The sequence below is a fragment of the Priestia sp. P5_B4 genome, from assembly GCF_056400385.1.
Window position 1 is genome coordinate 1 of the sequence record NZ_JBFULJ010000086.1, and the last position, 10600, is coordinate 10600.

General features: G+C 40.6%; 12 protein-coding genes and 1 pseudogene. 7 read left to right on the forward strand and 6 right to left on the reverse strand.

Translation table 11 applies throughout. The annotated features are described in order from the left end of the window. The 6 genes and pseudogenes from AC1DRF_RS10400 to AC1DRF_RS10425 form a co-directional block, all read right to left on the reverse strand. Positions 1–349: hypothetical protein (locus AC1DRF_RS10400; protein WP_477740701.1), on the reverse strand; the 349-nt coding region annotated here is incomplete at its 3' end. A 238-nt stretch (positions 350–587) separates the two neighbouring features. Next, a pseudogene (locus AC1DRF_RS10405) lies at positions 588–1125 on the reverse strand (thiamine pyrophosphate-binding protein); the annotation flags it as partial. A 225-nt stretch (positions 1126–1350) separates the two neighbouring features. Next, positions 1351–1515, reverse strand: a complete 165-nt coding sequence (locus AC1DRF_RS10410) for an aspartyl-phosphate phosphatase Spo0E family protein (RefSeq protein WP_014461503.1) — start codon at positions 1513–1515, stop codon at positions 1351–1353. An 884-nt stretch (positions 1516–2399) separates the two neighbouring features. Then, positions 2400–2597: a YwbE family protein gene (locus AC1DRF_RS10415; RefSeq protein ID WP_043980363.1), complete on the reverse strand. Its 198-nt coding sequence runs from the start codon at positions 2595–2597 to the stop codon at positions 2400–2402. After that, the gene (locus AC1DRF_RS10420) at positions 2597–2776 is read right to left on the reverse strand and encodes a hypothetical protein (RefSeq protein ID WP_013055499.1); all 180 of its coding nucleotides are present in this window, start codon (positions 2774–2776) and stop codon (positions 2597–2599) included. The genes AC1DRF_RS10415 and AC1DRF_RS10420 overlap by 1 nt, the downstream gene beginning before the upstream one ends. Positions 2777–2860: 84 nt before the next feature. Next, complete coding sequence (locus AC1DRF_RS10425; RefSeq protein WP_013055500.1) at positions 2861–3229, reverse strand: winged helix-turn-helix transcriptional regulator; 369 nt, start codon at positions 3227–3229, stop codon at positions 2861–2863. 329 nt (positions 3230–3558) lie between these two features. Here AC1DRF_RS10425 and AC1DRF_RS10430 point away from each other — a divergent pair, with 329 nt between their 5' ends. The 7 genes from AC1DRF_RS10430 to AC1DRF_RS10460 all read left to right on the forward strand — a co-directional run. After that, positions 3559–4758 (forward strand): MFS transporter, encoded by a 1200-nt coding sequence (locus AC1DRF_RS10430; RefSeq protein ID WP_477740702.1) that lies wholly within the window; start codon positions 3559–3561, stop codon positions 4756–4758. Between the two features lie 57 nt (positions 4759–4815). Continuing rightward, positions 4816–5772: an LLM class oxidoreductase gene (locus AC1DRF_RS10435; RefSeq protein WP_477740703.1), complete on the forward strand. Its 957-nt coding sequence runs from the start codon at positions 4816–4818 to the stop codon at positions 5770–5772. A 454-nt stretch (positions 5773–6226) separates the two neighbouring features. Continuing rightward, positions 6227–7153: a malonate decarboxylase subunit epsilon gene (gene mdcH / locus AC1DRF_RS10440; RefSeq protein ID WP_477740704.1), complete on the forward strand. Its 927-nt coding sequence runs from the start codon at positions 6227–6229 to the stop codon at positions 7151–7153. 37 nt (positions 7154–7190) lie between these two features. Then, positions 7191–8843, forward strand: coding sequence for a malonate decarboxylase subunit alpha (gene mdcA / locus AC1DRF_RS10445; protein ID WP_050689313.1), 1653 nt, complete (start codon positions 7191–7193; stop codon positions 8841–8843). A 5-nt stretch (positions 8844–8848) separates the two neighbouring features. Continuing rightward, positions 8849–9715 (forward strand): triphosphoribosyl-dephospho-CoA synthase, encoded by an 867-nt coding sequence (locus AC1DRF_RS10450; protein WP_477740705.1) that lies wholly within the window; start codon positions 8849–8851, stop codon positions 9713–9715. 23 nt (positions 9716–9738) lie between these two features. Further along, positions 9739–10041: a malonate decarboxylase subunit delta gene (locus AC1DRF_RS10455; protein ID WP_477740706.1), complete on the forward strand. Its 303-nt coding sequence runs from the start codon at positions 9739–9741 to the stop codon at positions 10039–10041. Continuing rightward, a partial coding sequence (locus AC1DRF_RS10460; RefSeq protein ID WP_477740707.1) for a biotin-independent malonate decarboxylase subunit beta occupies positions 10028–10600 on the forward strand: 573 nt, incomplete at its 3' end. The genes AC1DRF_RS10455 and AC1DRF_RS10460, both read left to right, overlap by 14 nt.

Genomic DNA, 10600 nt, shown 5'->3' on the forward strand with positions numbered 1-10600 from the left:
GTGCAAGCATCATATAGAGGTTAAAAACAGCCAGTAAAACAAGAACGGTATAGACTAGTTTTTTACCTGTTTTCCCTAAAAAGTAGACGTTTACTAAACTAAAATACACGCTTGCTGCGCATAAAACGAACGCAAGAAACTCTTTACACTCATTCAATGTCATTTGAAAATCTTGATTATAGTAAATTCGGAGATCCTTACTAACGGCAAACGGCACGGTCCACCACCTGATCAAAATTCCAATAAACATAAGTATCCCTATTGTGTTTAACGTGGAGTGAATTGTTCTCGGCTGTTTCTTTTTCATATTCACACCCGCTTGTGCGGACCTTTTGAAGTTTACTCGCATGTATTTCCCCCCCCATGATGTTTTTGCATACCACAAAAAAGATCATCAGCCATACGCAGGCCTCTCCCGCGGCTATTTCTTACACCGTCAAAAGATGCGTAATGATCATCACGCAAGGCTTCAATAAAGTTATATTCTTTATCTATATGTAGTTTTGCTGTGCGAATAGTGTGTATAGCTTGGGCAACAGCGTCTAAATTGGCAGTCCCAATCGTAGGAGCTTTTAAAACGGATAGAGTGGAAGCTGATGTTTCGCTATCCATTACATCCTGCGGCAAGCTGACAAAAGATGCTCCTGAAGGAGAAGAAACAGCTTCGCGAAAGGCGTCTGTTATCACTTCTGGAACGTTTGCAGCGTCTTCTACCTCAACGCTGAATTTGGCGATAGATGTAAATAGTCCTTCATTATCCATTGATTGATGCGTCTTTTTTAATCGATCTGCTCTTGGAACGGCTCCTGCTAGGGCTACCACTGGGTCACCTTCAGAAGTAGCAGTCACAAGGCCAGTGGCTAAGTTAGCGGCACCTGGACCTGATGTGACAAGGCAAACGCCCGGCGTACCTGTCAGTCTTCCCATAGCAGCTGCCATAAACGCAGCATTTTGTTCATGGCGGCAAACAATTACTTCTGGTCCTTTTTCTTTCAAAACATCAAATACGCCATCAATTTTGGCTCCTGGAATGCCGAAAATATAAGGCACATTCTGACTTGCCAAACTTTCTACTAGTAAGTCAGCGCCTTTTTTTGTTTCGGCAGTATCAGCATTACTCATCATGCATTCTCTCCTTTATGTTTCTTAGATAGGTTTTAAGGCCTACTGATTGAATACCCAATTTGTATGACAACTAACCTAAGGAAAGGAGAAGGTTTTAATTTTCTAAATAAAAACTTCCCTATTAATTAGGGAAGCAGAGATGTACCTATTGCGAATAAAACATATCTGTTTTATTTGTAGGTTTATGGTACTTGAGGGATAGCAAGTGAAAGTCCAACGCGGCTCTTATTTGGTATGGTTAAAAAGCTTTTGGTAACTAACAATTTTTTGATCTAGCTTTTGACTTAATTTTAAAATCTCACCGTGAGAATAGCTGCTTGTTTTTTTAGCTAATTGGTAAATATCTGATTGTAAGGCTCGAATTTCTTTTTCTAACTGAGGTTGCTTCATTGAAATCCTCTCCAAGTCAGAATACTTCTATCTTCTATCTTCTATCTTCTATGTTTTATCTTTTATCTAATAGTATGAAATTCCTTCATATTTGTAAAATGTTTTTTGTTTTGAAAAATATGACATAGGTGAAGAGCTGCTAACAAGCTTTGTCGAACACTTTTTTTACCTGTTTTCAATAAATATGATATACTGAGACTAGGAAAAATGACAATCTGGAGCGCACGTTCAGTTATTCTTAACAAGCGAATGAATTCTTAGCTTTGACAAGTGCAACTTGTAAGGTGAAGAAATTCATCACATAATCTTATTAGATCTGAACCTTGTTAGCCCGGATGAGGATTTGTCGAAAACGATTCACTAGAGAAAACCTTCGAGACCGCCAACTCGGAGGTTTTTTTATTTTTGTGTATGGGAAGTAAAAAAAAGACATAGACTAATAAAGAAAAAGGTCCCGCACCCATAATCGGCCGTAGTTGATTACACCTTGTCCATTTCCGCAAGGAAGCTGTCTTTTTACTATAGGGAAGTGCCGCCAAACACGATTCCCTAAAGACAATCAGCACACGAGGCTTATGGATGAAGAACCTTTTAGACGATACTTATCGGTGATTACTTATTTTACTACTGGAAAAATAGCAAAATAAGAGCGACTATGGCTCCTAAAAGCTCTACGTAAGCCGTTAGGAGCTGAACATTCTCAGCATCTAGGAAAAATGACTTGAGGATTCGTCTCAGACTATCCACCACCTTTTTCTTCCTTGCGTGAATTCCCAAGGGAAAGAAAGGGGACGACAGTGCTTCTTTATTTTAACAAAAGTAGGAAATGATAAGTAGATTTATTTGAAGTGTAAACTAAAAAAGCATGTAGAATACATGCTTTTTTAATTTGGGTAAATTTCTTTTATGCGTCCGACTTGTCCATCTGTTAAACGGACTTTGATGCCGTGTGGGTGAAAGTTTGAATTGGTCAGAATGTCTTTGACCGTTCCGCGTGTAAGTTTTCCAGAACGCTGATCTGCTTTTAAAACAATGTCGACTTCAATTCCAGGAGCTACGTCTTTTCTATTTTGTCCGTTCATTATACACCTGTTCTCTTTCGCTGATTATTCGTTTTTTTTGTTTGTTGACTCGTCAGCTTTTTGGTTGCTTGATTGGTGCTGCTATTTTGAGCTTTACTTGAAGATTGATTTTTCTTATTAGCAAGCTGCTGTTTGATAGCATCTTGAAGACTAATTTTCTTTTTAAGTTGTTCTGTCATATGGGTTCCTCCTGAATATATACATCATCTGAAAAAACAAAGAAAGTAAGGGAATGAAAAAGCTGACTAGATAGTCAGCTTTTTTTAATTAGAAACAGTGACTTCTTCTACAGGCTGCATAAGTACAGCTTCTTTATCAGGATACGTTTTTTCAATATGATGTTCTCCCCAAGAGCATAATGAATCAAGAATGCTTTTTAAAGACCATCCGTAATCTGTTAAAGAGTATTCTACTCGAGGCGGCATTTCATTGTACATTTTTCTAACAATGATGCCGTCTGCTTCAAGTTCTCGAAGCTGCTGCGTTAATACTTTTTGCGTAACGCGCGGCATAATTCTTTTTAATTCTCCAGGGCGCTTTGTCCCTTTAATTAAGTGGCAAAGAATAACGACTTTCCACTTGCCTCCAATGACTTCTAGTGCCGCTTCCACTGGAATATTATATTTTTTCACGTTAACAACTCTCCTTGTTCTAGAGATAACGGTCAAATGCATGTTTTCGCATTTTTTCTGATGTTTATCATATCACTATAGAGCAAAATTTTCTAGGTGTAAGCATTTTTTTAGAATACCCAATAGTTCATGACTTTAGTATTTACGCTTATTGTAACCTCCAGGTGCCTATATCACTTGAAAGTGCGTACTTTTTCTTTGGTTTTACATCGCTCATAATAACAATTGTTGATGGCGAGTTAGCGAATATATGAAAGGTACCTAAGCTAATTAGCCGTAAGAGAAGCTATTATGAAGAAGTTATCATAACGAACAGGAGGCGTTAAGAAGTGAACACAATTTCACAAACACAACAAAGTAAAAAAAGCGGTGCTTTGCCGCTATTAGCGCTAGCTATTAGCGCCTTTGGAATCGGGACTACAGAGTTTGTTCCAGTAGGTTTATTATCATCGCTTGCAGATGATTTAAATATTTCCATTACACTAGCAGGGTTATTAATTTCAGGATACGCAATGGGAGTTGCATTTGGAGCTCCCGTATTAACAGCTTTAACAAGTAAAATGAGCAGAAAATCACTGTTGATGCTATTGATGGTTATTTTTATCGTAGGAAACTCAGTAGCAGCTTTATCAACAAGCTTTGGACTGCTGCTTATAGCACGAATTATTACTGCATTTTCACACGGAATTTTCTTTTCTATCGGTGCGACTATCGCTGCTGATTTGGTACCGGAAGATAAGCGGGCAAGTGCCATTGCTTTAATGTTTACAGGTTTAACAGTTGCAACGGTTACAGGTGTTCCGCTTGGTACATTTATCGGACAAGCTTTCGGCTGGAGAGCAACATTTTGGGGAGTAGCGTTACTTGGGGTTATTGCCATTATTGCAAGTGCTCTTTTAGTGCCTAAAAACTTAAAAGAAGCGCCGCCGGCAAAGTTTAGTGATCAATTGAAAATTTTGAAAAACGGGCCGCTTTTACTATCGTTTGCTATTACTGCCTTAGGATATGGCGGAACGTTTGTAGCCTATACGTATTTAGCACCTATTCTTGAAAAACTAACAGGATATGCATCAAGCGCGGTTAGTATCTTACTGCTGGTATACGGTGTAGCGGTAGCCATCGGAAATACAATCGGAGGAAAAGCTGCGAATAAAGACCCGTTAAAAGCATTATTTTGGATGTTTCTAATTCAAGCCGTTATCTTAGTTATTTTATCGTTTACTGCATCATTTAAAGTAGCGGGAACGATTACGATTTTTGCCATGGGCTTATTGGCATTTATGAACGTACCTGGACTGCAAGTGCTGGTCGTGAACTTAGCTGAAAAGTATGTTCCTTCRGCAGTGAATGTAGCGTCTGCGCTTAATATTGCTGCATTTAACGTTGGAATTGCTATTGGCTCCTTTGTAGGCGGCCTGATTGTTGATTCGATTGGTCTTGTTCATACTCCTTGGATTGGAGGAGTTATGGTTTTAGGAGCGGTCTTATTAACAGCATGGAGCCGCTCAATAGAAGCAAAAGCAAAATAAAACAAGAGATCATCGCCTTTTGCGATGATCTCTTATCTATAAAAGGAGAGGAAGCAAATGACTGCATTTCAACATCATAAGGCGTATCGTCGTATGTACAAGGAGAATGAGTTAACGTTAGGTTTGCATATGCCGCTTGAAAATTATCAGTATGCCACGCCTACGATGGAAAAACAAGTAGAGCTCACGCAGCTTTCAGAACAATATGGATTTACAAGCTTATGGTTCCGTGATGTCCTTCTTCAAGATCCATCATTTGGCGATCCAGCAACGGGTCAAATTTATGATATGCTTATTTATTTGACTTACCTTGCCAGTCAAACAAAAGAAATTGCTCTTAGTACATCTGCTATTGTGCTGCCTTTGCGTCATCCGCTTCGCGTAGCTAAAGAAATGGCAACCATTGATCAGCTTTTTCCTGAGCGGTTGATTATGGGCGTATCTTCTGGAGACCGTCAAGCAGATTTTCGAGGACTAGGTATTCCTCATGAAGAAAGAGGAAAGCGATTTACAGAGGCTTTTCATTATTTAGAAGCAGCGTTAAATCAAGATTTTCCATCTATCCAGTCTACTTTGGGTTCTGTTCAAGGAGCAAATGTGGTTCCTAAGCCAACGAAACGTATTCCAACGATGATCACGGGATACAGTCAGCAAAATATGGAGTGGTTTGCCCAGTATGGAGACGGCTGGATGTATTATCCTCGTCATCCTCATTTGCAAGCAGAAGCTATTACACAATGGAGGAAACTGGTTGACATCTATCATCCAGGCGTTTTTAAACCTTTTACGCAACCTATGCATCTAGATTTGGCAGAAGATCCAAATGAAATGCCAACGCCAATTCGTTTAGGATTTCGAGCAGGTCGTAATGCATTAATTGAGCTTCTTTCTATTTATAAAGAAATAGGAGTTAATCATCTCTTTTTTGCTCTTTTTGATAGTAAGCGTCCCGCTGAAGAAGTTATACATGAGCTTGGCGAAGAAGTGCTTCCGCATTTTCCGGCTCATCTGTAGCTAAAAGTACTTTAGTTGAAGATCCGAACGAGTTAGATTCTTAATGGAGAATCTAACTCGTTCGGTTTTTTTTATTGATAGGACAAACGTAGATTTTATGTATGTAGTTGCTTCTAGCGGTTGAGTGGAGGACAAGACGAAGACTCCTGCGGGAAAAGCGGAATAGTGAGACTGGCAGAAGTTTAGCGACGAGGAGGCTCAGCGGACGCACGYGGAAAGCGAAGTCTTGCACGGAAATCAACCGTGATGGAACAAGCGAGCCATATGAGCTCATGTATCCCATTTTTTCGTCTTTAGATTGGATTCATTTAGTTATATCCCAACCTCTTTTTTATATAGATTTCAAGTTATAGGATATATAAGAAATATGTATTAGAGTTATTGATCCTATGTTCTTTATAATAAAATTATCCATTATCTCCTTGGATGATATAAAGTCGAAAGGAGAAACACGATGAGTGTTGCATTTCTATTTCCAGGACAAGGTGCACAATATGCTGGTATGCTTCATGATATAAAAAATAAATGGGGATTAGCGACTACGTTTGAAGAAGCAAGTGAGGCATTAAATCAAGACGTATTATCGTTAGATTCGTCAGAAAAATTGAAATATAATAAAAATGTTCAGATATGTCTTTTTATTGCAGGAGTAGCTGCGGCTAGGTCGTTTAAAAACAAAGGATACTCGCCAGACGYAGTAGGGGGGCATTCAATAGGGGCGTTTGGAGCAGCAGTTGCATCTGAAGTGTTATCTTTTAAAGAAGCTCTTCTTCTTGTGAAAAAAAGAGGGGAACTGATGGAAAATGCTTATCCTGATGGTTATGGTATGGGGGGTGTAATGGGACTTCGCGAGCATCAGCTTCTCTCTATTGTACATGAACTAGCAACTGATGCAGCTCCTGTGTACGTAGCGAATCTAAATGCTCCTGATCAAATAACGATTTCTGGCACCTTAAAAGCAATCGAGAAAGTTCTTGAAAAAGCATCTAAAAAAGGGGCTAGAAAAACTAAAATGCTTCATGTAACGGTGCCTTCTCACTGTCCTCTTATGGAAGGAGTTTCGAGTGAATTACGAAAAACAATAACTGAAGTAAAAGGAAAAGACCCGATCGTTCCTTTTATAGGTAATTGTAAAGCTCGGAAATTATGGAAAGCTGCTGATGTTAAGGAAGACTTGGCTGCGAGTGTTGCCCTGCCCGTTCGTTGGCATGATACGACGGAAGTTATGTATGAAATGGGCACAAGATTATATATTGAAATGGCTCCAGGAAGAGTGCTGACGGATTTGGCTGCTAAGAGCTTCCCTGAAGCAAGGGCTATTTCGGCAGCCGAATCTACGATGAAAACTTTGCTGATTTTAATGGAAAAAGAAAAAATGTAAGCGTATTAATTTAGAAATGTCAGAAAGGAGCTAGAACATGAGTGGCATAAAAAAAACTTCAAAATCATGGACAACTCGCCGAGATCAAAAAGCAGCTCGCCTTGCACAAATAGACCATCTTCTTAAAGGAAAGTTATTGGGTAATGAACACATTATTGAAGCGTTAGAATTGCTTATATCACCCGGAGATAAAGTAGTGCTTGAAGGAGATAATCAAAAGCAAGCATCTTTTTTATCAAAGGCGCTGAATGAAGTAAGCGCTGATAAAGTAAACGGCCTTCATATGATTATGTCTAGTATTTCACGTCCCGAACATCTCGACATATTTGAAAAAGGAATTGCTGAAAAAATTGATTTTTCGTACGCCGGTGCTCAAAGCCTTCGCGTGTCTCAAATGATTGAAGATGAGACGTTGAAAATGGGAGAAATTCATACATATCTAGAGCTTTACGGACGCCTTTTCATTGATTTAATTCCGAACATTGCCTTAGTGGCTGCTGACAAAGCAGATGCACAAGGTAATTTATATACAGGAGCAAATACGGAAGAAACACCAACCATTATCGAAGCAACGGCGTTTAAGGATGGAATTGTTATTGTGCAGGTAAATGAACTTGTTGAAGAACTTCCGCGAGTGGATATTCCGGCTTCTTGGATTGATTGTATCGTCGTGGCGGATCAGCCTTATCAATTGGAAGCTTTATTTACGCGAGATCCTCGTCATATTACAGAGCTCCAAATTTTAATGGGTATGATGACAATTAGGGGGATCTATGAACGCCACAGCGTACAATCATTAAATCATGGCATTGGATTTAATACCGCTGCAATTGAGCTTTTGCTGCCTACTTATGGAGAAAAGTTAGGACTGAAAGGTAAAATATGCAAGCATTGGGCTCTGAATCCTCACCCTACGTTAATTCCGGCTATTGAAAGCGGATGGATCGAGAGCGTGCACTGCTTTGGCGGAGAAGTAGGAATGGAACAATACACAGCAGCGCGTCCAGATGTGTTTTTTACAGGACGCGACGGTAGCCTGCGCTCAAACCGTGCGATGTGTCAAGTGGCTGGTCAATATGCGGTAGATGCTTTTGTAGGATCAACTTTGCAAATAGATGGAGAAGGAAATTCTTCTACCGTCACATCTGGACGTTTGTCAGGGTTTGGCGGAGCGCCTAATATGGGACATGACCCTAGAGGCCGCCGACATTCTACCCCTGCTTGGCTAGATATGATAAACGAGCAGCACGAACTAGCAAGAGGCAAAAAGCTAGTTGTTCAAATGGTTGAAACCTTTCAATCAGGAAATGAGCCTGTTTTTGTGGAGTCTTTGGATGCGATAAAGGTAGCGAAACAAGCAGGATTAGCTACTGCTCCTGTCATGATTTACGGAGATGATGTGACGCATGTTGTGACGGAAGAAGGAATTGCTTATTTATATAAAGCACAAAGCTTGGACGAAAGAAAAGCAGCGCTTGAAGCAGTAGCAGGGGTAACACCTATAGGCCTGCGACATAACCAAAATAAAGTGGAAAAGATGCGCAGAGATGGCCTAGTGGCTTTTCCCGAAGATTTACAGATTCGCCGTACAGAAGCAAAGCGTTCATTATTGGCAGCAAGAAGTGTCGAAGATTTAGTAGAATGGTCGGATGGCTTGTATAATCCGCCTGCTAAATTTAGGAGCTGGTAAGGAATATGCGTATTCAAAGTATTCAAGAAGAGCCAAGACCAGCTGTGTTTTACTCATGTCTAATAGCTAAAATGGCAGTTACCGCTCTGGTTGATGAAGCGGTGCTTACACCTAAGCCTGGGCTTGTAGATGCAGCAACAACTGGATCTCATCAAGATATGAATATTGAGACGCTGTTAACTTCTGCTTATGCTTTACAACCGACCTTTTTACAGATTGCATTATACAGTCAAGGAAAGCAGCCAAGTCAGATGCTGAGGGAAGAAATTGCTCGAATTGGACGCGAGGGCGAACAAATTATGTACGCGGCTACGGATGGTGTTAATACACACAAAGGAGCCATTTGGGCATTAGGTCTACTTGCTTCTGCAACAGCAGTTTGCGGCATTCAAGCATCACCTGCATCCATCACAGAAGCTGCAGGACAAATTGCTCGTTATGCAGATCGTTTTTGTCCTCTGCATTCATCTAATGGACTTCGTGTGAAAAAACAGTATGGCGCAAAAGGAGCGGCTGGAGAGGCGAAGCAGGGGTTTCCCCACGTGATTCATATAGGCTTGCCTGCTTTACATAAAGCTCGCAAGCTAGGCATACATGAAACATCAGCAAGGATTGATACTTTAGTAACATTAATTGCCAACCTTGATGATACGTGTATTTTGCATCGTGCTGGTCCGGTTGTGTTAAAGGAGGTTAAAATGGCGGCATCCAATGTGTTACAAGCTGGAGGGGTATCTACATCAATGGGAAAACAGCGGCTAGAAGCGTTAGATCATATGCTTCTATCATCTAASGCTTCTCCAGGCGGAAGTGCAGATTTGCTGGCTGCTGTATTATTTTTAGATCGAATATCTCTTTTTAAAGAATCGTAAACGTCTGCAGGGAGGAGTGGCTAATGGAAACGTTAGTGTTTAAATACAAAGCCGATCGAAAGTTAACTCAGCGCGCACATGTAGGCGTTGTTGGTTCAGGGGATTTAGAAATTTTATTGGTTCCTTCGGATGAAGAACATGCTCACGTATCAGTACGAACAGGAAGGGAAGGGTTTAGTGAAACCTGGAAAGCCGTATTAGACCGGTTCTTTAGCGTTCATACCATTCAAGCGAAAATTGTAATTAATGATTTCGGTGCTACGCCTGGTGTAGTCGCCTTGCGTCTTGCACAAGCTTTGGAGGTGAGTGAAAATGGGAGTGAATAGTCAAAGCTTTATTGAGTTAAATGGAAGAGAACGAGCGGAGGCAATCTTAGATCAAGGAACATTCTATGAGCTGCTTGGCCCTTTTGACGGAATCGAATCGCCTCATTTACCTAAGCAAAATATTGTTCCTCAAAGCGATGATGGTGTCATTATAGCAGGTGGGCTGATAGCAGGAGAGCCAGCCGTTGTCATTTCCATAGAAGGAGGGTTTCAAGGGGGAGGCATTGGTGAAGTATCGGGAGCTAAAATTGCAGGAGCTTTAGAACTAGCCCTTAATAATCACAAAAAAGGTGTTCCTGTCAGACCTGTTTTTCTATTCGATACAGGAGGGGTAAGGCTCCAAGAAGCGAATTATGGACTTTTGTCGATATCTGAAATTGGCTCAGCTGTGGTTGCTTTGCGTGAGCATACACCTGTTGTTGGAGTTATCTCAGGAAATGTAGGCTGCTTTGGAGGAATGTCCATCACTGCTTCACTCTTTAGTTATCTCATTATGACAAAAGAAGCAAGGTTTGGCCTTAACGGCCCTGAAGTGATCGAGCAAGAAGCAGGGGTTGAA

Excerpts from the sequence above, each read along its gene's own strand:
- AC1DRF_RS10410 (WP_014461503.1), bottom strand. The coding sequence starts at position 1,515 with ATGAAGCAACCTCAGTTAGAAAAAGAAATTCGAGCCTTACAATCAGAT.
- AC1DRF_RS10415 (WP_043980363.1), bottom strand. The coding sequence starts at position 2,597 with ATGAACGGACAAAATAGAAAAGACGTAGCTCCTGGAATTGAAGTCGAC.
- AC1DRF_RS10420 (WP_013055499.1), bottom strand. The coding sequence starts at position 2,776 with ATGACAGAACAACTTAAAAAGAAAATTAGTCTTCAAGATGCTATCAAA.
- AC1DRF_RS10435 (WP_477740703.1), top strand. The coding sequence starts at position 4,816 with ATGACTGCATTTCAACATCATAAGGCGTATCGTCGTATGTACAAGGAG.
- mdcA (WP_050689313.1), top strand. The coding sequence starts at position 7,191 with ATGAGTGGCATAAAAAAAACTTCAAAATCATGGACAACTCGCCGAGAT.
- AC1DRF_RS10455 (WP_477740706.1), top strand. The coding sequence starts at position 9,739 with ATGGAAACGTTAGTGTTTAAATACAAAGCCGATCGAAAGTTAACTCAG.